This is a genomic window from Streptomyces sp. NPDC051582, assembly GCF_040681715.1.
Lineage (GTDB): Bacteria > Actinomycetota > Actinomycetes > Streptomycetales > Streptomycetaceae > Streptomyces.
Window position 1 is genome coordinate 1 of record NZ_JBFAZJ010000029.1, and the last position, 23,813, is coordinate 23,813.

Below are 23,813 nucleotides of genomic sequence, written 5' to 3' on the forward strand. Positions count from 1 at the left end.
AGGCGCTGTACGTGGGCGTGTCCTCGTACACGGCCGCCCAGACGGCTTCCGGGAGGGCGGGGGCTTCGCCGCGGACGGCGCCGGACCGCGCTCAGACCTCGTAGACCGCGCCCGCGTACGCCAGGTCCACCGGGCCGTCGTAGATCGCGCGGGCGTCGGCCAGGTTCTGGCGGGCGTCCGTCCACGGCGGCACGTGCGTCAGGACGAGGCGGCCGACCCGGCCGCCGTGCGCGAACTCCCCGGCCTCGCGGCCGTTGAGGTGGAGGCCCGGGACGTCCTCCTTGCCGTGCGTGAAGGAGGCCTCGCACAGGAACAGGTCCGTGCGCTCGGCCAGCATCCCCAGCTCGGGACAGACCCCGGTGTCGCCGGAATACGTGAGGGAGCGGCCGCCGTGCTCGACGCGGATGCCGTAGGCCTCGACGGGGTGGCTGACCCGCTCGGTGCGGACCGTGAACGGGCCGATCTCGAAGCTGCCGGACTTCAGGGTCCGGAAGTCGAAGACCTCGCTCATCGAGCGCTCGTCGGGAACGTCCTCGTACGCGGTCGTCAGGCGCTTCTCGGTGCCTTCGGGGCCGTAGACGGGGATGGTGCCGCAGCGGCCGCCCTCGTGGCGGTAGAAGCGGGCGACGAAGTACGCGCACATGTCGATGCAGTGGTCCGCGTGCAGATGGCTCAGGAAGATCGCGTCGAGGTCGTAGAGACCGACGTGGCGCTGCAGCTCGCCCAGGGCGCCGTTGCCCATGTCGAGGAGCAGCCGGAAGCCGTCGGCCTCGACGAGGTAGCTCGAACAGGCCGATTCCGCGGACGGGAACGACCCCGAGCAGCCGACGACGGTGAGCTTCATGGAGCGAGAACCTCCGGGGACGGTCCGTGGACGGAATGCGGGCCGTGCGTGGGTCGAGCGTAAGGCGCGAAACGTCAGGTCGCTCCTCCGCGGCAGGCCGTTGTGGGGGGAATCACCTGTGCTGTCACCCGGGGGAGCGACGGTGGGCACGGACGTGCCGGTGCACAGCCGGTGCACTGCCGTGCCGGGGGGTGGGGGCGCGGCTACCTTCGGAATATGGACACGTCCTGGTGGCCCGCCGCGGCCGCGGTGGTGGCCGTGGTGCTGGTGGTGCTGATCGCGGGGCGGCGGCCGGGGCGCGCCCGGCGGGCCGCGGCGCCGCACGGGCCGGGCGCGGCTCCGCAGCCGCGGGCCGGTGAGCTGTGGTCCCTCGCGGACGGGCGGCTGTGCCTGGTGCTGGCGGTGGCCTCCGTACGGGCCCACCGGGCGCGGGTCGCGTGGATCACCGGGAAGTACGACGACCGGCGGGCCGGGGTGATCCCGCTGCCGCCGGGGACGGTGGGGGCGCAGGGCCGGGCGGGCTTCCTGGAGGCGGACCGGCCGGCCGAGGTGTCGGTGTGGGAGTTCGCCGGCCGGCTGGGGGTACTGGATCCTGCGGTGTGGGACGAGGTCAAGGGACTCGGAGGTGGCGGCCGGTGATTCGGGTGCGGCGCGTTTACGATCCGCCGGAGCCGGGGGCGGACGGCGTACGGGTCCTCGTGGACCGGCTGTGGCCGAGGGGCCTGGCGAAGGCGGCGGCCGCGGTGGACGAGTGGCCGAAGGCGGTGACCCCGTCCGGGGAACTGCGGAAGTGGTTCCACGGCGGCGGGGGCTCCGCGCAGGAGTTCCGGGTCCGGTACGAGGCGGAGCTGGCGGAGCCGGCCGCCGCGGCCGAGCTGGAGCGGCTGCGCGGCCTGGCCGAAGCGGGGCCGGTCACCCTCCTGACCGCGGTCAGGGACCCCGCGTCGAGCCACGCCGCCGTGCTCGCGGAGCTGCTGGCGGGTTGAGGCACCGGCCCGCGGGGCGGGGCGGGGCCGGGTCGCGGGGCGGGGCCGGGTGGTCCGGGCCGTTGCGCGGCGCCTTCTCCCCGCCCGCGGACGCCCGCCCCTTCCGCGTTTCCGGGCCGGGCCCGGCCCGCCCCGCCCGGACCGGGCCCTCGGGCGCCGGGCCGGCCGGAAGAACACCCGGGAGCGAGCCCCCGGACCCCGTTGCGGGGCTACGCCCAGAGCTGGCCCTGGAGGGTCTCGATGGCCTCTTCCGTCGTCTTCGCCGTGTAGACGCCCGTCGAGAGGTACTTCCAGCCCCCGTCGGCCACGACGAAGACGATGTCCGCGCTCTCGCCCGCCAGGGCCGCCTTGCGGCCCACGCCGATCGCCGCGTGCAGGGCGGCGCCGGTGGAGACGCCCGCGAAGATGCCCTCCTGCTGGAGGAGTTCGCGGGTGCGCGTCACCGCGTCCGCCGAGCCCACCGAGAAGCGGGTCGTCAGGACCGAGGCGTCGTACAGCTCCGGGACGAAGCCCTCGTCGAGGTTGCGCAGGCCGTAGACCAGGTCGTCGTACCGCGGCTCCGCAGCGACGATCTTGATGCCGTCGACGTGCTCGCGCAAGTAGCGGCCCACGCCCATCAGGGTGCCGGTCGTGCCCAGGCCCGCCACGAAGTGGGTGATCGAGGGCAGGTCCCGCAGGATCTCGGGGCCCGTCGTCGCGTAGTGCGCGCCCGCGTTGTCGGGGTTGCCGTACTGGTAGAGCATCACCCAGTCGGGGTGCTCGGCCGCCAGCTCCTTGGCCACCCGCACCGCGGTGTTCGATCCGCCCGCCGCCGGCGACGAGATGATCTCGGCTCCCCACATGGCCAGCAGGTCACGCCGCTCCTGCGAGGTGTTCTCCGGCATGACGCACACGATCCGGTAGCCCTTGAGCTTGGCCGCCATCGCCAGCGAGATGCCGGTGTTGCCGGACGTGGGCTCCAAGATCGTGCAGCCGGGGGTGAGCCGGCCGTCCTTCTCGGCCTGCTCGACCATGTGGAGCGCGGGGCGGTCCTTGATCGAGCCGGTCGGGTTCCGGTCCTCCAGCTTGGCCCAGATGCGGACGTCGTCCGAGGGCGACAGCCGGGGCAGCCGGACGAGCGGCGTGTTGCCGACCGCGGCCAGCGGGGAGTCGTAGCGCATCAGACGGAGCCGCCGGCGACCGCCGGGAGGATGGTGACGCTGTCGCCGTCCTTGAGGGCGGTGGAGATGCCGTCCAGGAAGCGGACGTCCTCGTCGTTGAGGTAGACGTTCACGAAGCGGCGCAGCTTGCCGCCGTCGACGATGCGCTCCTCAATGCCCTTGTGGCGCGTCTCCAGGTCCGCGAAGAGCTCGGACAGCGTCGTGCCCTCACCGTTGACGGCCTTCTCGCCGTCGGTGTAGGTGCGGAGGATGGTGGGGATGCGGACCTCGATGGCCATGGCAGGCTCCAGTTGTGAAGTAAGGCGTAAGTGCGTGAAGGGCGCGCGGCGCGAATGGCCCCCGCGCGGGGGCCTGTGGTGCTCAGGCGGCAGGACAGATGCTGCTGGCGAGACGGCACAGGTCGACGTGCAGCCGCGCCACGAGCAGCAGCCTGCCGGGCGTCTCGATGCTCACGTCGTGGGGAACCATGCGGTCATGTTAACGATTCCCGGTCCCCCGTTTGGAGTGTGATCCCGCATCGTGGACGCAAAGCGCTCACATCGTGGTCAGTAGCCCTCCACGACCCGCACTTCCTCCTCCGTGATGACGCCCTCGACGATCCGGTACGAGCGGAACTGGAACTCCCCGAGACCGTCGGTGTCCGCCGTGGAGACCAGGACGTAGTGCGCGCCGGGCTCGTTCGCGTACGTGACGTCCGTACGGGAGGGGTAGGCCTCGGTCGCGGTGTGCGAGTGGTAGACGATCACGGGCTCCTCGTCCCGGTCGTCGAGCTCGCGGTAGAGCTTGAGCAGATCCTTCGAGTCGAACTCGTAGAACGTGGGCGAGCGGGCCGCGTTGAGCATCGGGATGAACCGCTCGGGGCGGTCGGTGCCGGCCGGTCCGGCCACGACGCCGCAGGCCTCGTCGGGGTGGTCCTTGCGGGCGTGCTCGACGATCTGGTCGTACAGCGCCTGGGTGAGGGTCAGCATGGTCGACAGGATAAGCAGACGGGCCCTCCCGTACCGAGGTGTGGTACGGGAGGGCCCGGATGCTGGACAGGACCGGTCGGGCGGCGGGCTCGGTCAGGCGACGGGCTCGGCGGCCTTGTCGGCTCCGCCGGCCTTGTTGAAGGCGGCTCCGGCCGGGTTGCGCTTCTTGAGCACCAGGTACGAGACGCCCAGGATCAGGCCCCACAGCGGCGCGCAGTACAGCGAGACGCGGGAGTCCTTGTCGATGCCCATCATCACGATGACCATGCCGATGAACAGCAGGGCGAACCAGCTGGTCCACGGGGCGCCGGGGGCCCGGAAGGAGGACTGCGGCAGCTCGCCGCGGTCGGCCTTGGCGCGGTAGCGGATCTGGCAGACCAGGATCATGATCCAGGCCCACATGCCGGAGATGGTGGCGAAGGAGACGACGTAGTCGAAGGCCTTGCCCGGGGCGACGTAGTTGATCCAGACGCCCACCAGCATCAGCGCGGCGGAGAAGGTGGTGCCCACGAGCGGGGTGCCGCTCTTGGTGAGCTTGGTGAAGAACTTCGGGCCCTGGCCGTTGAGCGCGAGGTCGCGCAGCATGCGGCCGGTGGAGTACATGCCCGAGTTGCAGGAGGACAGGGCTGCGGTCAGCACGACGAAGTTGACGATCGCGGCGCCGACGCCGAGGCCCATCTTCTCGAAGGCCAGCACGAACGGGCTCTCGCCCGCCTTGAAGTTGGACCACGGGATGACCGACATGATCATGATGAGCGCGCCGACGTAGAAGACGGCGATGCGCCACGGCACGGTGTTGATGGCCTTGGGCAGGGTCTTCTCGGGGTCCTTGGACTCGCCGGCGGTGACGCCGACCAGCTCGACCGCCAGGAAGGCGAACATGACGATCTGGAGCGTCATCAGCGTCTCGCCGATGCCGTTCGGGAAGAAGCCGCGGTCGCTCCAGAGGTTGGAGACGGAGGCCGTGGCGGCGGCGTCGGAGAAGCCGACGGTGAGGATGCCGGCGCAGATCAGGATCATGCCGACGATGGCGGTGACCTTGACCATGGAGAACCAGAACTCCAGCTCACCGAAGAGCTTCACGGAGATCAGGTTGGCGGTGTAGAGGATGACCGTGAAGATCAGCGCGTAGGCCCACTGCGGGAAGCTGTCGTGGGTCCAGTACGACATGTACTTGGCCGCCGCGGTCACCTCGGTGATGCCGGTGACCACCCAGAAGAGCCAGTACGTCCAGCCTGTCGCGTACCCCCAGAAGGGGCCGAGGAACTCTCGGGCGTAGTCCGAGAAGGAGCCCGAGACCGGGCGGTACATCAGCAGCTCGCCGAGGGCGCGCATGATGAAGAAGATGACCAGGCCCGCGATGGCGTAGGCCAGGATCAGGCTGGGGCCGGCCTTCGAGATCGCCTTGCCGGCGCCCAGGAAGAGGCCGGTGCCGATGGCTCCGCCGATCGCGATCATCTGGATCTGGCGGGCTCCGAGTGCGCGGTGGTAACCCTCGCCACCCTCGGCCGCGGCGCCCTCGCCGGGCGTCTTGTCGTGCTGCTCGACCTGCACAGAGGTCATGTCTTGGTGCGCCTTTCTCCACGCCGACCCGCGCCTGCGAAGGCAGCGGATCGGGTCCTCGATCCCCCCGGATACGGATGGAGTTGCACCCGGCGGTCAGCCGGTTCAAGCGGGCCGGGGACATGGGTGGCGCCCCGCGGCGGTCGTGAAGATTTATCACGGGCTTATGGGTGGCCGGGGCGTGGGGAAGTGATCTGAGCCACAAGAAATTCGGGACACAAGTCCTGAAACGACTCAGATCACCGCATCGCGGTGATCTGATCGTTATCCGGATTTGAGCGTCCGCTGAGCGAACACCCTTCGTGTCGGCGGAGTTCTCAGAGCGTTTCGATGAGCGTCTCCTGGAGGCCGCCGAGCCACAGGTACGCCATCACCATCGGCTTGCGCGGATCGTCGTCCGGCAGCCGGAAGAGCATGGCGCTCTCGTCGTCCTCGGTGATGTCGAGCCGCGCGGCGATCGTCAGGCGCAGATCGTTGAGCGCGCCCAGCCAGCGCAGCCGGAGCTCTCCGGTGAGCTCCAGCACCGCCGCGTCGTCCTCGCCGGGCGTGAGCCCGTCCAGGCTCCGCACGACGGCCAGCGCGTCCTCCCGCTTGCGGCTGCGCAGGTCGTTCTCGGTGAACCGGCGGAACTCCGCCGACCGGGCGGCCAGCTCGGCCGGGTCCACCTTCCGGTCCTCGGGGCCGGGGCCGCCGTAAGCGTCGGGGAACAGCCGCATCAGCGCGGGGTCGGACGGCCGCTCGACGGGCTTTTGGCTGCTCTCGGCGAACAGCACGGCCAGCGGGTCGGCGTCCTCGTCGGGCTCGGGCGCGCCCGGGCCGATGAGCTCCAGCAGCTGCACGGCCAGCGAGCGCAGGATGGAGACCTCGATCTCGTCCAGCGCGATGGCGGCGCCGCCGCCCTTCAGGGCTTCGAACATTCCGGCGGAGCGCCCCATCAGATGCGGTCCTGGGAGAGGGTCGCCCACAGGCCGTAGCCGTGCATGGCCTGCACGTCGCGCTCCATTTCCTCACGGGTGCCGCTGGACACGATCGCCCGGCCCTTCTCGTGGACGTCGAGCATCAGCTTGTGCGCCTTGTCCTTCGAATAGCCGAAGTACGCCTGGAACACGTACGTCACGTAGCTCATGAGGTTGACCGGGTCGTTGTGCACCAGGGTCACCCAGGGGACGTCGGGTTCGGGGACCGCGAAGGTCTCTTCGGCCGACTCGGTGCGTTCGATCTCAATGGGAGCAACACTCACTTGTCCCATGCTGCCACTGCGACCGGCCCGTCGCACAAACGGGTCCCGAGATCTCGTCACTTTGACGAAATGTGCGCTAGCATCCGAGGCATGAACCCTGCGGACCTGGGCCTGCCGGTGGACGTGCCGTCGACAGCGCTCTTCACTGATCATTACGAGCTCACGATGCTGCAGGCCGCCCTGGCGAACGGCACCGCCGACCGCCGGTCGGTCTTCGAGGTCTTCACCCGGCGGCTGCCCGAGGGGCGCCGCTACGGAGTGGTGGCGGGCACCGGCCGCGTCCTGGACGCGGTGGAGAACTTCCGCTTCGACACCGCCGTGCTGGAGTTCCTGCGCGAGCGGGCCGTCGTCGACATGCGGACCCTGGACTGGCTGTCCTCCTACCGCTTCTCGGGCGACATCTGGGGCTACCCGGAGGGCGAGGTCTACTTCCCCGGCTCGCCGGTCCTGCGCGTCGAGGGCAGTTTCGCCGAGTGCGTGCTGCTGGAGACCGTGATCCTGTCGATCCTGAACCACGACTCGGCGATCGCCGCCGCCGCCTCCCGGATGGCCTCGGCGGCCGGCGGGCGGCCCCTGATCGAGATGGGCGCGCGGCGCACGCACGAACTGGCCGCGGTGGCCGCCTCGCGGGCCGCGTACGTCGGCGGCTTCACCTCCACCTCGGACCTGGCGGCCGGCTTCCGGTACGGGATCCCGACGGTCGGGACCTCGGCGCACGCCTTCACGCTGGTGCACGACACCGAGCGGGACGCCTTCCAGGCCCAAGTGGCCTCGCTGGGCAGCGGGACCACCCTGCTGGTGGACACCTACGACGTGGCCGAGGCCGTGCGGACGGCCGTCGAGGTCGCCGGCACGGGGCTGGGAGCGGTCCGGATCGACTCCGGCGACCTGCTGCTGGTCGCCCACCGGGTGCGCCAGCAGCTCGACGAGCTGGGGGCGACGGCGACGAAGATCGTGGTCACCTCGGACCTGGACGAGTACGCGATCGCCTCGCTGGCGGCGGCTCCGGTGGACGCGTACGGCGTCGGCACGCAGCTGGTGACGGGCAGCGGGCACCCGACGTGCTCGATGGTCTACAAACTGGTGGCGCGGGCCGCCTCGGCGGACCCGAAGGCCCCGCTGGCAGCGGTGGCGAAGAAGTCCTCGGGCGGCAAGACCTCGATCGGCGGCCGCAAGTGGGCGGCGCGGCGCAGGGACGCCGAGGGGGTCGCGGAGGCCGAGGTGGTCGGCACCGGCGCGGTCCCGGCGGCGCTCGCGGACGAGCAGCTCCTCGTCCAGCTGGTGAAGGCGGGCGAGGTGGTGGCGCGGGAGTCCCTGGAGGCCGCGCGCGACCGGCATCGCGAGGCCCTCGCGAGCCTGCCGCTCTCCGCGTCGCAGCTCTCGCGCGGCGAGGCCGTGATCCCGACCGAGTACGCGTAGCCCCGCGCGGGGACCCGGGGACCTGGGGTGCCGGGACCGGGGGTGCCGCCCCCGGTTTCGGGAAGGGGCGGGGTGGGGGAAGAGCCCGCGCAGCGGCAAACACGACAACCGAAGGACACGCGACATGCACCGCGCACTGATCGTCGTCGACGTACAGAACGACTTCTGCGAAGGCGGCAGCCTCGCGGTCACCGGCGGGGCCGACGTCGCCGCCGCCATCACCGAGCTGATCGGCCAGGCCACGGCCGGCTACCGGCACGTGGTCGCCACCCGCGACCACCACGTCGACCCCGGGCCGCACTTCGCGCACCCCCCGGCCGAGCCGGACTTCGAGACCTCCTGGCCGGTGCACTGCGTCGCGGGCACCGAGGGCGTCGGATTCCACCCGAACTTCGCCCCGGCGGTCGCCTCGGGCGCCGTGGCCGCCGTCTTCGACAAGGGCGCGCACGAGGCCGCGTACAGCGGTTTCGAGGGCGCCGACGAGAACGGAGTCGGGCTCGCGCGCTGGCTGCGCGACCGCGAGGTCACCGAGGTCGACGTCGTCGGGATCGCCACCGACCACTGCGTACGGGCCACGGCCCTCGACGCCGCCCGCGAGGGCTTCGCCACCCGCGTGCTGCTGGACCTGACGGCCGCCGTGGCCCCTCACACGGCCTCCCGGGCGGTGGAGGAGCTCCGCTCGGCCGGCGTGAAGCTGATCGGCGAGAGCCCCCGCCAGGCGCCCTAGCGGGTGTCCTAGTGCCCCAGCAGGGCGCGGATCGGGTGCCAGAGCTCCTGCGCCCGGTCCGGTGCCCCGCGCCAGAGCAGGCCGTCCGGGTGGTGCAGGACGGCCGTGACCTCGTCGGGGGTCGGCGGCTGTGCGTTGCCGCGCAGGTACACCGCCCGCATGCCGAGGTTCCGCAGCCTGGTCAGGGCGCGGGCACGGTTCGCGGCGTGCACCAGGACGCGGACGTTCCCGCCCTCGCCGCAGGGCCGCGGCAGCGTGAGCGCGACCACCACGCTGCCGCCTGGCAATCTGACGAAACCTCCACCGGGCATGATCTTCAGCTCCCCCGTCAATAAGAAAAACTGGCACCCGCATCTAAACGCGAACGGCCGCCGCCCGCTAGGGGGCGACGGCCGATCATGCTTTGACCTGCGGGTTTGCCGAATTACTTGGCGGCGGCCCCGACCTCGATCGTCATCTGGAGACCGTCGTAGGTCTCCTTCGCGATCTTGATCTTGGTGTTGGTGTCAGCGACCTTCACCGAACCGGTCGGGTTCTCGTCGTAGAAGTACTTGCCCTTGTGGTCGTCGAAGACCATGTTCGCGGGCTTCGGCTTCAGGAACAGCGACTCACCGTTCTTGTGCAGGGTGAACGCGTCCGTCGAGTACGCGCTGAAGGTCGCGTCGTACGGCTGGATCTTGTTGCGCAGCAGGGTGCCGTCCGACCACTTCATCGGCTTGGCGTTGGCGTCGATCGGGAGGATCAGACCCGAGCCCGGGTGCTGGCTGGTGTTGTTGTCCTTCTGGGACTTGTCCCAGAGCCAGATCAGCAGGCCGTCCTGGTACGGGTAGTGCTCGACCCAGCCCGGCTTCGAGTCGGCCCAGCCGAAGTTGTACGGGCCCACCTTGAGGGTGGAGTCGTACGAGACGTAGCGGCGGTTCTCCGCGATGTAGTACTGCGGGTACTCCTTGGTGAACCCGGAGCCCTGGCGGGAGAAGCCCTTGGCGGTCCAGCCGTTGTCGCCGTTCTCGGCGCCGTCGGTGAACAGGGTCTGGCCGTCCGCGGTGATCGCGAGGGCGTCGGCGGTGAAGCCCTTGCCGCCCGCGCCGCCGTCCGTCTGGTAGCGGAAGCGGAGGTCGACCTTCTTGCCGGCGTAGGCGTCGAGCGGGAACTTCAGGTCCTGCCAGCCGCCGGAGACGTCGGTCAGACCGGCGTTGCCCGCGGCGTCGGCCGGGATGGCCTTGCCGTTGGCCGTGCCGTTCAGGACGGTCCAGGTGGCGCCGCCGTCGGTGGACACCTCGGTGTAGAGGTAGTCGTAGTCCTTCTCGATGTCCCACCAGCCCTTGAGGCCCAGTGCGGCGGAGGACTTGCCGGTCAGGTCGACCGTGCGGGTGAGGGTGTTCTTGAGGTCGTCACCCATGTTGCTCCACCACTGCGAGGAGCCCTCGGCGGGAGCGACGATGTCGGTCTTGACCTGCTTCTTCGGCAGCTCGACGACCAGCGCCTGCTTGTCCTTGGTGTTGTACTCCGACACGCCCAGCTTGTGGGTGGACTTCGTCGCGGCCTTGGCCTGGTCGTAGTTCAGCCAGCCCAGCTGCAGCTTGTCCCAGGCGGTCATGTCGCCCGGCATGTCGCCTATGGAGTCCTTGCCCTCGCCGAGCCAGGAGCCGGCCGACATCAGGGACCAGAAACCGACCGAGTTCTCGCCGCCACCGGAGGTGTCGTAGAGGTCCGGCAGACCGAGGTCGTGGCCGTACTCGTGCGCGAAGACGCCGAGGCCGCCGTTCTCCGGCTGCATCGTGTAGTCGCCGACCCAGATGCCGGTGCTGCCGATCTGGGTGCCGCCGGCCTTGTTGTTCGCCGGGCCGGTCTTGCCCGCGTCGGTGCCGTAGGCGTACCAGCGGTGCGCCCACAGGGCGTTGGTGCCCTGCACGCCGCCGCCGGCCGACTCGTCCTCGCCCGCGTGGACGATCTGGAAGTGGTCGATGTAGCCGTCGGGCTCGTTGAAGTTGCCGTCGCCGTCGAAGTCGTTGCGGTCCCACTGGTCGTACTGCGCCAGCGTGGCCTTGATCTCGGCGTCGGTCTTGCCGGCCTTCTTCTGGCCGTCGACCCAGGCGTTGACACCGTCGCGGACGGTGTCCCACACGTTGGCGCAGTTGGTCTGGCCGCAGTAGTTGGAGCCGTAGCGGGCCTCGTTGTTCGGGATCTTGACCCAGTCGGCGACCTGGCCGTCGACCGAGTAGCGACCCGAGGAGGTCTTCTCGTAGTAGGTCTTCAGCGAGTCCTTGCCCTTGCCGGTACCGAAGTACAGGTCCTGGAAGTAGTCGCGGCTGAAGTCCTTGCGCCAGGCGGTGCTGTTGTTGTCCTTGCGGTCCGGCTGCGCGATGGTGTTGTGCAGCGGACCGGGGGTGCCGCCGTACTTCGGGACCGCCGGCTTGGGGCCGTCGGGGCCGTCCGGGTCGAACATGGTCGTGTTGTCGACCTGGTCGCCGAACTCGACGAGGATCGTGAAGATCTTGTCGGTCTTCTCACGGCCGAGCTCGACGTACTTCTTGTCGTCGAGCTTGACGACCTTGGAAGCGCCCCGCTGCTCCACGGCCTTCTTGCCGGACAGCACCTGGTCCAGCGCGGCTTCGCGGGCCTGCGCCTGCTGGTCGCTGAACGGGCCCTTCAGGTTGTGCTGGACCGCCTCCTTGGAGGCGGCGGTCGGGTCCTGCCGGTTCGAGGCGGGCGCGGTCGACGGCGCCTCGGAAGCCTGTGCAGTGACGAGGAAGGCGCCGGAGGCCGCGGTGGCGGCCAGAGTCACACCGACGGCTGCGGCGCGCAGCGCTCGTCTGCGAGCGGAATTGCTGGTCACTTGATGTCGTTCCCCTCCCGCGGCCGCGACACAGGTCGGAACATCTCCGTTGGAGTGGGGGGTTCCGCGCGGCGCGCGTCTCAAGTGACGACATTTGACCGGAGAGTCGAGGGAAAAGACAGACCTTGACTTGTTCCTTACAACTGCACTATGCGGTCAGGCAGTTCCGGTATACGGACGTTCCTCTGCCATATGGGACGAAGGCCGCGTACCGGCCCCCGGCGTGTGACGCGGAATGATCCCGTACGCCCCCCGTGCGCCGGGCACCGTGGGTTAGGTCACGCTTACTGGCGGTTCCGCTCGGGAATCCACCGACGTAGAGTCCCTTGACGCGCGACCTAGTTGAGCCGACTCCCCCTCCCCGCCTTGAGGACGGATACCGCCATGCCGCGTCCGACTGCCGCCCAGTTGTTCTACGGGTCCGCCACCGTCGTCGTGTCGACCATCGCCATGCTGCTGCTCTCGCAGACGAGCACGGGGCGCGGGATCGCCGTCATCGCCACCGCCGCACTGGCCCTCGGACTGCTCGTCGCGCTCACCGCGGCCAGCCCCCGCCGGCGCGGCCGGCACGCGGCTCCGGCCGGGACGGCCCGGGCCACGGCCCGTACCCCGCGCGTTTCCCCCGGTGTTACCGAAATCACGCCCGCGGGCGTCCTCGCGAGCTCGTCCGGCACCGCGCCCGAACCGGTCCCCGCGGACGCGACGGCGGCCGCCCGGGTGCCTGAGCCCCGGACGGCCGCCGTCGAACAGCCGGTCCACCACTGAGCCGTACGCCGCCTCGTCGCGGCGGGACCCGGGCCTGCTCTGCGCCGGTGTGCCGCGCCGCTATGCGGTGACCACCACGGTCTTGCCCACCTTGTCGTGCAGGCCCTGCTTGTACGGCTTGTCCACGAGGATCGACACGATCAGCACGATCTGCCACAGGCAGGGGCAGCAGATGAGCGCCGGCAGCCAGAGCATCGCGGCCCGGCCGAGCGCGGCGCCCGACTGCGGGACGCTGCCGTCGTTGAGCATCGCCACGCGCAGCCCGAGCGCCTTCTTGCCGAGCGTCCGGCCGTCCTTCCTCGTGAACCACCAGTCGTAGCCGACGAAGAACAGGATCGAGATCAGCGTCATCGCCAGGCCGCTGCCGCTGTACGACTTGGTGAAGACCTCGCTGACGTCCTCGCCCTTGTTCGTCTCGACCGTGTACCGGTTCGTGCCGAAGGCCAGCTGGATGAGGAACAGCGGGATGAGCACGATGATCACGTCGATGATGCGGGCGCCGAGCCGCTTGCCGAAGTCGGCCAGCGGGGGCATCCCGGCGAGCGGATCGGGCATGCCGTAGTCGCCGCTGCCGCCGTACGGGCCTCCGGGGGGCGGAGGCGGGGGCGGGGGCGGGTAACCGCCCGGGGGCGGGTAGCCGCCGCCTCCCGCGCCCGCACCGCCGTACGGACCGCCTGGCGGCGGGGGCGGCGGGCCGCCCGGGGGCCGGTCGTACGGCGAACCGCCCGACGGAGGCGTCGGTTCCTGGGGCTTCTTGAGGAACGGGTCGTCCTCGGGCGGCTGGCCCGGCGGCGGCTGATCGGTACTCATGGCCCGAGTCGAACCCGGCTCCGCGAACCCCGCAACGGGACGGCGTCCGTTCGGGGGAAGGAGCCCCGGGCGCCCCGCGGACCGGGCGTCAGCGGGCCACGTACGTCCTGGCCGCCCGGTCGTGCCAGCCCCGGCGGCGGGGGCGGTCCCCGAGGCACCAGAGGCTGCCGGGGAGCCCGAGGAACGCGTACACCAGCCAGCGGCGCAGGGCCGCGCCGAACGTGGGCGGGCGGAGGGTGGCGGCGGACAGGACCCGGATCCCCAGGAGCTTCTTGCCGGGGGTGCGGCCCCAGCGGGCGGTGGGGAGCGCCTCGTAGAAGACCCCGAAGAGGAGTACGGCGGCCAGGACGAGGCCGAGGTATCCGGCGATGGTGGTGTCGAACAGCCACACGGTGGTGGTCCGGCCGCTGCCCTTGGCCGCGTCGACCTTGGCTTCGAGATGTGCGGTGGCCGCGGGGAGCAGGGGCCGGGCGGTGCCCGCCGCGACCGCGGCGAGTACGAGTGTGTCCAGCACGCGGGCCACGGCCCGGCGTACGAGCCCGGCGGGCCGGGTGGCCCGCTCGGCCATCCGCTCGAACACGGCCCGGTCGGTGACGCGGGGGACGCCCCGCCCGTCCGCCGGCGCGGACCGGCCGGGAGCCGATCCGGCGTCGAGGCCGCGAGCCTCTTCGGCGGGGCTCCCGCCGGCCCGGCGGGAGCCCGCGGCGGGCTCGGGCGCGGGCTCGGACGCGGGCTCGGACGCGGGCTCGGACGCGGACGCGGAGCGGCGCGCTGCCGGGGCCTGCGCGGCCGGCGAGGCCTCGGGTGCGAACGGGTTCGCCGGGGCCCCTGGCCGGTGCCGGGTGCTCCGGTCGCGCCATGCCGGCGCCTCGGGCTCGGGGTGCGCCACCGGGTCCGCACCCGCCGGGCTCCCCGGCTCGTGGAGCGCCGCCCGGTCGTCCCGCGCCGGAGCCTGCGGCCACGCGGCGCGGCCGGCCGCGGCCCGCGGCTCGGCGCGGGCCGACGGCTCCCACCCCGCCGGGATCTGCGGCTCGGGTGCCGGTTCGCGGCGGAGGGGGGTCTGCGGCCAGGAGGAGGTGAGGCCGGACGGGCCGGCGCCGGTGCCGGGGGCTGCGGGCCACTCGGGCTCGACGGGAGCCGGGGCCGGGGCCGGAGCCGGGGCGGTGGCGGCCGGGGAGCGGGCCGACAGGATGCCCACGCTCTCCGCGGAGCCCCGTACGGCGGCCTGCGCCGGGAACCGCTCCGCGGTCGCGGAGGGCGTGCGGGCGAAGGACACCCCCGGCCCGCGCTCCGCCCGCTCGGCCGCCTCCAGCGGCTCGGGGCGCGGACCGCGGCCCGGCGAGACCTCCGCCGGTGCCGAACGGGCGGACGCGTGGCCCCCGTCGGGCTCCGGCTGCGCCGGGCCGCCCCAGGAGACCCGGTGGTCGCGGGGCCCGCCGAAGCCTGACTGGTGCAGGGGATCGGCCTGCCACGAAGCCGCCGGCACGGCGGACGCGAGCGGCCCCGCCAGCGCCTCGCCCATGCCGGTCTCGTCCAGGAACACCGGCCCCGTCTCGTCGGACCGGGCGGCGCGGAGGGCGGGAGCGGCGGGGTCGGCGGTGGGGGCGGCGGCAGCGGTGGGGGCGGCAGCGGGGCGGCTCGTACCGGGAACCCAGTTGAGGCCGTTCCAGTACCGGACGAACCCGGGGATGGACGGATCGGGGTAGTAGCCCTCGCGGGCAGCGTGCTCGCCGTCACCAGGGGAGGCCGTCAATGTCCCCAACTCCGATCGTGGCTTGAGGCTTGTGCAAGGGCAGGACCATAGCCAAGAACCGTGCCCCGACAGGTCCGGTAACGGGAGAATCCAAGCCTTTGAGCGAACGTCGCACCCTGCGACTGTTTTCGGACACCCGACAGGATCCGGCCAATCCTCGATCCGGTGCCCGAAGTCGCGTCATACCCGGGCACATCGGCGCTCTCTCGGGATGTGGGGCGCGAACCCGGCCCCGCGCAACGAACCGGAGACCCCGAAGTGAGGCCGCCATGCACCACCCCGTCGTCGAGCGCGAGCTGGAACTCAAGCTGGTCCTGTCCCCCGAGCGCAGCGTCGCCGTCCCGGCCCGGCTGGTCTACCTGACGGACGACCCGTACGCCGTGCACATCACCTTCCACACCGGCTCCAGCACCCCGGTCAACTGGACCTTCGCCCGCGAGCTGCTGGTCGAGGGGGTGTTCCGCCCGTGCGGCCACGGAGACGTCCGGATCTGGCCCACCAAGGTCGACAACAAGGCCGTCCTCTGCATGGCGCTGACCTCCCCCGACGGCGACGCCCTGCTGGAGGCCCCGGCCACCGCGGTCTCGGCGTGGCTGGAGCGCACGCTGCGCGCGGTCCCGCCCGGCACCGAGGCCGATCGGATGGGCCTGGACGCCGCGCTGGCGGAACTGCTCGCGCCGACCCCGGCCGACGACCTGTGGATGCGGGATCCGTGGCCGTCGGACGAGTCGGCGGACGGCGACCTGTGATGCGGATCCGCCACCTCGGGCTCGTACGCTCCATACCCGGCGTACGGTCAGAAGAGCTTGCCGGGGTTGAGCAGGCCGAGCGGGTCGAAGGCCTGCTTGACCGCGCGTTGCATCTCCATCCCCACCGGCCCCAGTTCGCGCGCGAGCCACTCCTTCTTCAGGACCCCGACCCCGTGCTCGCCGGTGATGGTCCCGCCGAGGGCCAGCCCCAGCGCCATGATCTCGTCGAAGGACTCGCGGGCCCGCCGCGTCTCGTCCTCGTCGGCCGGGTCGAAGCAGACCACCGGGTGCGTGTTGCCGTCGCCGGCGTGCGCGCAGACCCCGATGAGCAGGTCGTACGCACCGGCGATGGCGGCCGTCCCGTCCAGCATCTCGGCGAGCCGCGAGCGCGGTACGCAGACGTCGTCGATCATCGTCGCCGGGCGCAGGGCGTCCAGGGCGGTCAGCGACATCCGGCGGGCCTGGAGGAGCAGTTCGGATTCGGCCTCGTCCTCGGCGGGGACGACGGCGGTGGCTCCGGCGGCCCGGCACAGCTCCCCGACGGCGGCGAGGTCCCCGGGCGCGTGCGGGGTGTCGAAAGCGGCCAGCAGCAGGGCCTCGGTGGTCTCGGGCAGGCCCATCTTGCCGAGCGCGTTGACGGCACGGACGGTCGTACGGTCCATCAGCTCCAGCAGCGAGGGCGTGAGTCCGGCCTCCATGACGGCGCAGACGGCCGCGCAGGCGGCCTCGGCCGAGGGGAACTCGGCGGCCAGCGCGAGCTGGCGGGGCGGCGCGGGGCGCAGGGCGAGCACCGCCTGGACGACGACGCCGAGGCTGCCCTCGGAGCCGACGAAGAGCCGGGTGAGGTCGTATCCGGCGACCCCCTTGGCGGTACGGCGGCCCGTGCGCAGCAGCCGTCCGTCGGCGAGGACCACGTCGAGGCCGAGCACGTACTCGGCGGTGACCCCGTACTTGACGCAGCACAGGCCGCCCGACGCGGTGCCGATGTTGCCGCCGATCGTGCACTGCTCCCAGCTGGAGGGGTCGGGCGGGTAGAACAGGCCCTGCTCGGCGACGGCCCGTGAGAGCACCGCGTTCACGACGCCCGGTTCGACGACGGCGGTGCGGTCGACGGTGTTGATCTCCAGGATCCGGTCCATCTTGACCAGGGAGAGCAGGATGCAGCCGTCGGAGGCGTTGGCGGCGCCCGACAGGCCGGTGCGGGCGCCCTGCGGGACGACGGGGACCCGCAGGGCGGTGGCGGTGCGCAGCACGTGCTGCACCTGTTCGACGGTGCGGGGCAGGGCCACGACCGCCGGGGTGCCGGCGGCGCAGAAGGTGGCCATGTCGGTGGCGTAGGAGGCGGTCACCTCGGGGTCGGTGAGGAGGGCCTCGGCCGGGAGCCCCTCCAGGAGGCTCGCGTACAGACGCGGGGAGAGATCGTCTTCGCCGGCGCCGTCCTTGACATCCATGACATCCATGAGTCCAGCGTGGCACCGGGGGCCATCGGTGTGAACACGGCCGCGACGGGCTTCGGACACCTCGGCGAACTCTTCATATTGACGCACAGTGACCCCATGGACCGTGCCACCCGTACCGCGCGCATCTCCCGTATCGCCCGTACTGCGCGTGCCGCGCGTGCCGCTCGCGCCGCCCGCATCGACGAGGAAGCGCAGCAGCCCGCGCCGCCCGTGACCTTCACCGGGCGCAAGACGCTCGTGGCGGCCGGGGTCGCGGTGGTGCTGATCGCCGGGGCCCTGGTGATCCGGCCGGCCCGCCAGGACGACGACGCCCGCCCTCCGGGGCCCACCGAACGGGCCGCGTCGGCGGTCGGCATGGGTGCGCCGGCGGCGGCGGTGGACCTGACGGCCCTGGTCGCGGACCGGGAGAAGTGGGTCGCCGGGCACCAGAAGGACGACGCGTCCTGGGCGGTGCTCGGGGCGGCCTATCTGGAGCAGGCGCGGCGGACGACGGAGCCGGCCTGGTACCCGAAGGCCGAGAAGGCGCTGAAGCGGTCGCTGGAGCTGCGCCCTGCCGAGAAGGGCAACTTCGACGCGATGACGGGCATGGGCACGCTGGCCAACGCCCGGGGCGATTTCGGGACCGGCAAGAAGTGGGGCGAGCTCGTCCGGGCGCAGGCGCCGAACCGGTGGACGGCGTACCCGGTGCTGGTGGACGCGTACACGGGCCTGGGCGACTACAAGGCCGCGGAGCGGTCGATGGAGCGACTGCTGGACGTGCGTCCGGGGCTGGCGGCGTTCATCCGGGCCTCGCAGGTCTACCGGGACCGCGGCTGGCGCGAGGACGCGACGATGGCGATGGAGCACGCCGGGGGCGCGGCGAAGGCCCCGGCGGAGAAGGCGTACGTGCTGTTCCGGCTCGGGGAGCTGTCCTGGGAACGGGGCGACGCGGCGGAGGCGCTGCGCCAGTACGAGGGGGCGCTGCGCGCGGATCCGGCACAGGCCCAGGCACTGGGCGGCCGGGCCAGGGCGCTGGCGGGGCTCGGCCGGGGCGGGGAGGCGGTGCGGGACTACCGGATGGCGCTGGGCCGGGCGCAGGTGCCGAGGCTGGCGCTGGAGCTGGGCGAGCTGCTGGACGCGCTGGGGCGCCGGGACGAGGCGAAGGTCCCGTACGACATGCTGCGTACGGCCGCGGCGCGGGGCGCCGAGGACGGGGTGAACGATGCGGTGGTCCTCGGCCTGTTCGAGGCGGACCACGGGGATCCGGCTGCGGCCGTGCGGCGGCTGACGCAGGAGTGGGCGCGGCACAAGAGCATGGAGGTCGCGGACGCACTGGCGTGGGCGCTGCACAGGACGGGCGACGACACGGCCGCGCTGGAGTACGCGAAGAAGTCGACGGAGCGGGGTATGCGCAGCGCGGAGTTCTCGTTCCACCGGGCGATGATCGAGCGGAGCCTGGGCGATGAGGCCGGGGCCCGGCGCTACCTCCAGGAGGCGCTGCGGACGAACCCGCGGTTCTCGCCGGCCCGGGTCCCGCAGGCGAAGCAGGCGCTGGCCTCGATCGGCCAGCCGCCGGCGGGCGGCCCGGAGAACATGCAGCCGACGAAGCCGTGGGTGGCCCCGGAGCTCCCGAAGGCGGCCAAGCCGAAGCCGTCACCCAGGCCCGGCGCGGCCGGCTCCTGACGGCGCCGCGGCCGGCAAAAGGGACAGGGCCCCCGGACGCCGAAGGCGGCGCCGGGGGCCCTGGGGCCGTCAGGCCCGGAGTGCCGGAGGCTGTGGGCCTGTGGGCCTGTGGGCCTGTGGGCCTGTGGGCGCGGCCTACAGGTTGCCGCGCTTCTCCTGCTCGCGCTCGATGGCCTCGAACAGCGCCTTGAAGTTGCCCTTGCCGAAGCCCATCGAGCCGTGTCGCTCGATGATCTCGAAGAACACCGTCGGACGGTCCTGGACGGGCTTGGTGAAGATCTGCAGCAGGTAGCCGTCCTCGTCGCGGTCGACGAGGATCTTCAGCTCGCGCAGGGTCTCCACCGGCACGCGGGTCTCGCCCGCCCACTCGCCCAGCGTGTCGTAGTACGAGTCCGGGGTGTCCAGGAAGGCGACGCCCGCCGCCCGCATCGACCGGACGGTCGCCACGATGTCGTTCGAGGCGAGCGCGATGTGCTGGACGCCGGCCCCGCCGTAGAACTCCAGGTACTCGTCGATCTGCGACTTCTTCTTCGCGATCGCCGGCTCGTTGATCGGGAACTTCACCTTCAGGGTGCCGTCCGCGACCACCTTCGACATCAGCGCCGAGTACTCGGTCGCGATGTCGTCGCCCACGAACTCCTTCATGTTCGTGAAGCCCATGACCTTGTTGTAGAACGCGACCCACTCGTTCATCCGGCCGAGCTCGACGTTGCCCACGCAGTGGTCGATGGCCTGGAACGTGCGCTTGGCCGGGCCCTCGACCAGCGGGTCGGCGGCGACGTAGCCCGGCAGGTAGGGGCCGGTGTAGTCCTTGCGCTCCACCAGGGTGTGGCGGGTCTGCCCGTAGGTGGCGATGGCGGCGAGCACCACGGTGCCGTGCTCGTCCTTCACCTCGTACGGCTCGTCGAGGCCGCGCGCGCCGTGCTCCACGGCGTACGCGTACGCGGCGCGTGCGTCCGGGACCTCGATCGCGAGGTCGACCACGCCGTCGCCGTGCTCGGCGACGTGCTCGGCGAGGAAGCGGCCGTGGTCCGTCGTCGCCTTGATGACCGAGGTCAGGACGAAGCGCGCGGCGCCGTTGGTGAGGACGTAGCTGGCCGTCTCGCGGACGCCGTTCTCCGGTCCGCAGTAGGCGACGAGCTTCATGCCGAACGCGGTGGAGTAGTAGTGCGCGGCCTGCTTGGCGTTGCCCACGGCGAAGACGACCGCGTCCATGCCCTTCACCGGGAAGGGGTCGGCCTCACGCGAGGTGTGCGAGGTGAGAGGAGTGGTTTCGAGGTTCGCCAGAGACTCAGTCATGAGCGCAGAGTCCCGCCCATCCACAAGCTGCGCAATAGTTTCCTATTTGGCTGTACAGACTGCCCAGTCGAGGCGGAGGATGGCTGAGAGATCTGTGCAGTATGACCACCCCCGCGCCCGGGAGGCAGCCATGGGAATCGACGAACTCGACGGCAGGCTGATCGTCCTCCTCGCACGCGAGCCCCGGATCGGGGTCCTGGAGGCCTCGCGCCGGCTCGGCGTGGCCCGCGGCACCGTGCAGGCCCGGCTCGACCGGCTCCAGTCGAACGGGGTCATCCGCGGATTCGGCCCCCAGGTGGATCCGGCGGCGCTCGGCTACCCGGTGACCGCGTTCGCGACGCTGGAGATCAAACAGGGCCAGGGGGCCGACGTACGGGCGCACCTGAACGGCGTACCGGAGGTGCTGGAGCTGCACACCACGACCGGGCACGGGGACATGTTGTGCCGGCTCGTGGCCCGCTCCAACGCCGATCTCCAGCGGGTGATCGACCGGGTCGTCGGCTTCGAGGGGATCGTGCGCGCCTCGACGGCCATCGTGATGGAGAACCCGGTGCCACTGCGGGTGATCCCGCTGGTGGAGCAGGCGGCGCAGGAGGGCTGAGCGCCCGCGCGGTGAGGCGTGGCGCGGTTCCAAAGGACACGTTGCAAAGAAACCCTTGCATCGATTGCTTTGCAACTCTACGGTCGTGCCATGCCCGAAGAGCCGCAAACCCCGCAGCCACAGCTCCGCACGCTCGACGCCCGCTCGCTGCGCGGCCTCGCCCACCCGCTGCGCATCCGCATGCTGGCCACGCTGCGCCACGACGGCCCCGCCACGGCCTCCCAACTGGCGCAGCGCCTCGGCGAGTCCAGCGGCGCCACCAGCTACCACCTGCGCCAGCTCGCCGCGCACGGCTTCGTCGAGGACGCGCCGGAGCACGGCAAGGGCCGCGAGCGCTGGTGGCGGGCCGCCCACGAAGGCACCCGGTTCGACGAGGAGCTGCTGTACGACGAGGACCCGGCCACGCGCGGCGCGGCCGACCTCTTCCTGCACGAGATCGCGACGATCCACACGCAGGAGATGAGCACCTGGCTCGGTACGGCTCACGGCTGGCCCCAGGAGTGGCGGCGCGCCTCGGACATCAGTGACTTCACCCTGCACCTGACGCCCGCGCAGAGCCTCGAACTCGTCCACAAGCTGCACGAGTTGATCGACGGTTACCGCGACCTGCCGCCCGAGGAGGGCACCAGGGCGGTCCGCTTCCACACGCACGCGCTTCCGCGCGCCGACGACTAGGCCGGGCGGTCCGGCGCGCCCCGCCCGCCCTCCCCTCCGCCACCACCCCGAAGAAGGAGTCCTGCCGTGCACGCCTTCACGCCCGCCGAGGCCCACCCCGAGGCGCACACCGCGCGGGCCGCCCCCGCCCCGCACATCCCGTACATCCCGTACGCCCCGTCCGCCCCTTACATCCCGTACGCCGCATGAGCCGGCGGCCCTTCGCGGCAGTACTGGCCGCCAACACGATCTCCATAGCCGGGAGTTCCGTCACCCTCATCGGCGTCCCCTGGTTCGTGCTCCAGACCACGGGCAGCGCCGGCCGGGCCGGGGTCGTCGCGTTCTGCGCCACCCTGCCCGTCGTCGTGGCCGCGCTCGTCGGCGGTCCCGTCATCGACCGGATCGGCCGCCGCCGGGTCTCGGCCCTCTCCGACCTCGTCTGCGCCGTCTCGGTCGGCGCGATCCCGCTCCTGCACTACGCGGGCGTGCTGGAGTTCTGGATGCTGTGCGCGCTGATGGCCGTCGGCGGCCTCGTCCACACGCCCGGCCTGACCGCCCGGGGCGTCCTCCTGCCGAGCCTCGCCGAGCACGCCGGCACCACCGTGGGGCGGGCGGCGAGTCTGTACGACGCGGTCTCGCGCGGAGCCCGGATGATCGGTGCCGCACTGGCCGGCGTACTGATCGCGCTGTTCGGAGCCGAGTCGGCCCTGCTGCTGGACGCGGCCACCTTCGCGGTCTCGGCCCTGCTGGTCAGCGCCTTCCTGCGCGGGGTCCCGGCCGCCGAGCCGCAGCCGGCCGCCGGGAAGGTCTCCTTCGCCGGGTACCGCGCGGAACTGGCCGAGGGCTGGAGCTTCCTGACCCGCACCCGGCTGCTGCTGGGCATCACCGTGATGGTGATGATGACCAACGGCCTGGACCAGGGCTGGTCCGCGGTCCTGCTGCCCGTGCACGGACGCGAGGCCCTCGGCGGCGCCACGGCCGTCGGCCTGCTGGTCTCCGTCTTCGGCGGCTTCGCGCTGCTGGGCGCCCTGCTCTACGGGGCGTGGGGCGAGCGGTTCCCGCGCCGGGCGGTGTTCACCGCCGCCTTCCTGCTGTGCGGCGCTCCCCGGTACGCCGCCGCCGCCTTCACCGACACCCCGCTGCCGCTCGCGCTGGCCATGGCGCTGTCCGGACTGGGCGCGGGCATGCTCAACCCGATCCTGACCACCGTGATCTACGAGCGGGTCCCGGACGAGCTGCGCAGCCGCGTCTCGGGCGTGACCACGGCGGGCTGCGAGCTGACCATGCCGCTGGGCGGACTCGCGGCGGGCATGCTGGTCGACGGGATCGGGGCGACCGGGGCACTGCTGCTGTTCGGCGGCACGTACCTGCTGGTCACGCTCTCTCCGCTGGTCTTCCCGGCCTGGCGGACGATGGAGCGCCCGGTGGAGACCGGCCGCGGACCGGCCCGTCCGGAGCCGGCGGACGAGCCCGGGCTCAGCAGGAAGGAACCGGCTCTCCCCGGGTCAGCGCACGCAGCGCCTGCACCGCGTCCGTCAGCGAACTGACGGGCACCAGCCGGAGCCCCTCGGGGAGTTCGGACCGCGCGTCCGAACACTCCGCCTCCGGTACGAGGAACACGCTCGCCCCGTCGCGCCGCGCGGCCTGGGTCTTCAGGGCCACCCCGCCGACGGCGCCGACCTTGCCGTCCGCGCTGATGGTGCCCGTACCGGCGATGGTGCGGCCGCCGGTGAGGTCGCCGCCGCTGCCGTCGCCGTCGAGCTTGTCGACGATGCCGAGGGAGAAGAGCAGGCCCGCGCTGGGGCCGCCCACGTCGGCGAGGTTCAGCTGGACCTTCACGTCCTTCGGGTCCTTGTGGAGGAAGCCGAGGGCGGCCTGGGTGGCCGTGGACTGCGACTCGGCCATTTGCTCCAGGTTGTGCGCCTCGATCTCCTTGTCGCTTCCGCCGGAGGGGTAGACCGCCTCCTTGGGCATGACCGCCCGGGTGGTGTCGAACCAGTCCTCGACGAGCTCGGGCAGGGTCACGGTGGTGGAGGGGCCGGTGGCCTGGATGGTGGTCATCCGCAGCTGGCCGGTGGTCTGCCGGGTCGGGGCGCCCGTCACGGAGATGACCGGCTTGCCGTCGCGGTCGCCGAGCACGTCGGCCGTGAGGCCCGGCTGGGCGATCACGAAGGGCAGCGGCGCGAAGGCCGCGGCGGCGAACAGGCCGAGCACGGGCACGGCGCAGACGGCCAGGGCGGCGGGACGCGGCAGACGTGTGAGGCGAGAGAGCACCCGGTCAATGTATCGGGCGCCCCCGCGGCCTCCGCCCCCCACC

The 23,813-nt window shown here is 72.0% G+C and carries 26 protein-coding genes; 11 read left to right on the forward strand and 15 right to left on the reverse strand.

Annotation, left to right across the window (positions count from 1 at the left end; genetic code table 11):
• Positions 1 to 91 precede the first annotated feature (91 nt).
• Positions 92 to 844, reverse strand: coding sequence for an MBL fold metallo-hydrolase (locus AB0M92_RS30285; RefSeq protein ID WP_366105500.1), 753 nt, complete (start codon positions 842 to 844; stop codon positions 92 to 94).
• A gap of 216 nt (positions 845 to 1,060) precedes the next feature.
• Between AB0M92_RS30285 and AB0M92_RS30290 the strand changes: the two genes are divergently transcribed.
• Both AB0M92_RS30290 and AB0M92_RS30295 read left to right on the forward strand, forming a co-directional pair.
• Entirely contained in the window at positions 1,061 to 1,483 is a 423-nt protein-coding gene (locus tag AB0M92_RS30290; RefSeq protein ID WP_366105501.1) for a hypothetical protein, read from the forward strand.
• Complete coding sequence (locus tag AB0M92_RS30295; RefSeq protein ID WP_366105502.1) at positions 1,480 to 1,830, forward strand: DUF488 family protein; 351 nt, start codon at positions 1,480 to 1,482, stop codon at positions 1,828 to 1,830. The genes AB0M92_RS30290 and AB0M92_RS30295 overlap by 4 nt, the downstream gene beginning before the upstream one ends.
• A gap of 209 nt (positions 1,831 to 2,039) precedes the next feature.
• Here the strand turns inward: AB0M92_RS30295 and AB0M92_RS30300 are convergent, their stop codons facing one another.
• From AB0M92_RS30300 to clpS, 7 genes are all read right to left on the reverse strand, one after another.
• The gene (locus AB0M92_RS30300) at positions 2,040 to 2,990 is read right to left on the reverse strand and encodes a cysteine synthase (protein WP_366105503.1); all 951 of its coding nucleotides are present in this window, start codon (positions 2,988 to 2,990) and stop codon (positions 2,040 to 2,042) included.
• Entirely contained in the window at positions 2,990 to 3,268 is a 279-nt protein-coding gene (locus tag AB0M92_RS30305; RefSeq protein WP_266628924.1) for a MoaD/ThiS family protein, read from the reverse strand. Before AB0M92_RS30305 ends, AB0M92_RS30300 begins: the two co-directional genes overlap by 1 nt.
• 82 nt (positions 3,269 to 3,350) lie before the next feature.
• On the reverse strand, positions 3,351 to 3,458 hold the full coding sequence (locus AB0M92_RS30310) for a putative leader peptide (protein ID WP_324603773.1): 108 nt from the start codon (positions 3,456 to 3,458) through the stop codon (positions 3,351 to 3,353).
• A 77-nt stretch (positions 3,459 to 3,535) separates the two neighbouring features.
• On the reverse strand, positions 3,536 to 3,958 hold the full coding sequence (locus AB0M92_RS30315; protein ID WP_366105504.1) for a M67 family metallopeptidase: 423 nt from the start codon (positions 3,956 to 3,958) through the stop codon (positions 3,536 to 3,538).
• A gap of 93 nt (positions 3,959 to 4,051) precedes the next feature.
• A complete protein-coding gene (locus AB0M92_RS30320) occupies positions 4,052 to 5,521 on the reverse strand; it encodes an amino acid permease (RefSeq protein ID WP_366105505.1) in 1,470 nt (489 codons plus the stop codon).
• Positions 5,522 to 5,838: 317 nt separating this feature from the next.
• Positions 5,839 to 6,456, reverse strand: coding sequence for a DUF2017 domain-containing protein (locus AB0M92_RS30325; RefSeq protein ID WP_366105506.1), 618 nt, complete (start codon positions 6,454 to 6,456; stop codon positions 5,839 to 5,841).
• Complete coding sequence (gene clpS, locus AB0M92_RS30330; RefSeq protein WP_366105507.1) at positions 6,456 to 6,770, reverse strand: ATP-dependent Clp protease adapter ClpS; 315 nt, start codon at positions 6,768 to 6,770, stop codon at positions 6,456 to 6,458. Before clpS ends, AB0M92_RS30325 begins: the two co-directional genes overlap by 1 nt.
• 81 nt (positions 6,771 to 6,851) lie before the next feature.
• Here clpS and AB0M92_RS30335 point away from each other — a divergent pair, with 81 nt between their 5' ends.
• Together AB0M92_RS30335 and AB0M92_RS30340 are read left to right on the forward strand one after the other, a co-directional pair.
• Positions 6,852 to 8,180, forward strand: coding sequence for a nicotinate phosphoribosyltransferase (locus AB0M92_RS30335; protein ID WP_366105508.1), 1,329 nt, complete (start codon positions 6,852 to 6,854; stop codon positions 8,178 to 8,180).
• Positions 8,181 to 8,304: 124 nt separating this feature from the next.
• Positions 8,305 to 8,907 carry an isochorismatase family protein gene (locus AB0M92_RS30340; RefSeq protein ID WP_366105509.1) on the forward strand — a complete coding sequence of 201 codons (603 nt, stop codon included), beginning with the start codon at positions 8,305 to 8,307 and terminating at the stop codon, positions 8,905 to 8,907.
• A gap of 8 nt (positions 8,908 to 8,915) precedes the next feature.
• Here the strand turns inward: AB0M92_RS30340 and AB0M92_RS30345 are convergent, their stop codons facing one another.
• Positions 8,916 to 9,218: a hypothetical protein gene (locus tag AB0M92_RS30345; protein ID WP_030158646.1), complete on the reverse strand. Its 303-nt coding sequence runs from the start codon at positions 9,216 to 9,218 to the stop codon at positions 8,916 to 8,918.
• Between the two features lie 113 nt (positions 9,219 to 9,331).
• Complete coding sequence (locus AB0M92_RS30350) at positions 9,332 to 11,743, reverse strand: immune inhibitor A domain-containing protein (protein ID WP_366105510.1); 2,412 nt, start codon at positions 11,741 to 11,743, stop codon at positions 9,332 to 9,334.
• A gap of 384 nt (positions 11,744 to 12,127) precedes the next feature.
• Between AB0M92_RS30350 and AB0M92_RS30355 the strand changes: the two genes are divergently transcribed.
• Positions 12,128 to 12,508 (forward strand): hypothetical protein, encoded by a 381-nt coding sequence (locus AB0M92_RS30355; protein WP_366105511.1) that lies wholly within the window; start codon positions 12,128 to 12,130, stop codon positions 12,506 to 12,508.
• A 60-nt stretch (positions 12,509 to 12,568) separates the two neighbouring features.
• Here the strand turns inward: AB0M92_RS30355 and AB0M92_RS30360 are convergent, their stop codons facing one another.
• The gene (locus AB0M92_RS30360) at positions 12,569 to 13,318 is read right to left on the reverse strand and encodes an RDD family protein (RefSeq protein ID WP_366105512.1); all 750 of its coding nucleotides are present in this window, start codon (positions 13,316 to 13,318) and stop codon (positions 12,569 to 12,571) included.
• An 88-nt stretch (positions 13,319 to 13,406) separates the two neighbouring features.
• On the reverse strand, positions 13,407 to 15,071 hold the full coding sequence (locus AB0M92_RS30365) for an RDD family protein (protein ID WP_366105514.1): 1,665 nt from the start codon (positions 15,069 to 15,071) through the stop codon (positions 13,407 to 13,409).
• 269 nt (positions 15,072 to 15,340) lie between these two features.
• Here AB0M92_RS30365 and AB0M92_RS30370 point away from each other — a divergent pair, with 269 nt between their 5' ends.
• A complete protein-coding gene (locus AB0M92_RS30370; RefSeq protein ID WP_366105515.1) occupies positions 15,341 to 15,820 on the forward strand; it encodes an SsgA family sporulation/cell division regulator in 480 nt (159 codons plus the stop codon).
• A 47-nt stretch (positions 15,821 to 15,867) separates the two neighbouring features.
• Here AB0M92_RS30370 and AB0M92_RS30375 read toward each other — a convergent pair whose 3' ends face one another.
• The gene (locus AB0M92_RS30375; protein ID WP_366105574.1) at positions 15,868 to 17,271 is read right to left on the reverse strand and encodes an FAD-linked oxidase C-terminal domain-containing protein; all 1,404 of its coding nucleotides are present in this window, start codon (positions 17,269 to 17,271) and stop codon (positions 15,868 to 15,870) included.
• Between the two features lie 105 nt (positions 17,272 to 17,376).
• Between AB0M92_RS30375 and AB0M92_RS30380 the strand changes: the two genes are divergently transcribed.
• Positions 17,377 to 18,942, forward strand: a complete 1,566-nt coding sequence (locus AB0M92_RS30380; RefSeq protein ID WP_366105516.1) for a hypothetical protein — start codon at positions 17,377 to 17,379, stop codon at positions 18,940 to 18,942.
• A gap of 135 nt (positions 18,943 to 19,077) precedes the next feature.
• Here AB0M92_RS30380 and hppD read toward each other — a convergent pair whose 3' ends face one another.
• Positions 19,078 to 20,241: a 4-hydroxyphenylpyruvate dioxygenase gene (hppD, locus tag AB0M92_RS30385; protein ID WP_366105517.1), complete on the reverse strand. Its 1,164-nt coding sequence runs from the start codon at positions 20,239 to 20,241 to the stop codon at positions 19,078 to 19,080.
• Between the two features lie 130 nt (positions 20,242 to 20,371).
• Here hppD and AB0M92_RS30390 point away from each other — a divergent pair, with 130 nt between their 5' ends.
• The 4 genes from AB0M92_RS30390 to AB0M92_RS30405 all read left to right on the forward strand — a co-directional run bounded on the left by AB0M92_RS30390 (position 20,372) and on the right by AB0M92_RS30405 (position 23,043).
• Entirely contained in the window at positions 20,372 to 20,842 is a 471-nt protein-coding gene (locus AB0M92_RS30390) for an Lrp/AsnC family transcriptional regulator (RefSeq protein ID WP_048476218.1), read from the forward strand.
• 90 nt (positions 20,843 to 20,932) lie between these two features.
• A complete protein-coding gene (locus AB0M92_RS30395) occupies positions 20,933 to 21,517 on the forward strand; it encodes a helix-turn-helix domain-containing protein (RefSeq protein WP_366105518.1) in 585 nt (194 codons plus the stop codon).
• 66 nt (positions 21,518 to 21,583) lie between these two features.
• The gene (locus tag AB0M92_RS30400; protein WP_366105519.1) at positions 21,584 to 21,706 is read left to right on the forward strand and encodes a hypothetical protein; all 123 of its coding nucleotides are present in this window, start codon (positions 21,584 to 21,586) and stop codon (positions 21,704 to 21,706) included.
• Positions 21,703 to 23,043 carry an MFS transporter gene (locus tag AB0M92_RS30405; RefSeq protein ID WP_366105520.1) on the forward strand — a complete coding sequence of 447 codons (1,341 nt, stop codon included), beginning with the start codon at positions 21,703 to 21,705 and terminating at the stop codon, positions 23,041 to 23,043. Before AB0M92_RS30400 ends, AB0M92_RS30405 begins: the two co-directional genes overlap by 4 nt.
• On the opposite strand, the gene AB0M92_RS30410 is transcribed toward AB0M92_RS30405, so the two are convergent.
• A complete protein-coding gene (locus tag AB0M92_RS30410) occupies positions 22,973 to 23,770 on the reverse strand; it encodes a S16 family serine protease (protein WP_366105521.1) in 798 nt (265 codons plus the stop codon). The two genes, AB0M92_RS30405 and AB0M92_RS30410, sit on opposite strands and share 71 nt — an antisense overlap.
• Positions 23,771 to 23,813: the final 43 nt, after the last annotated feature.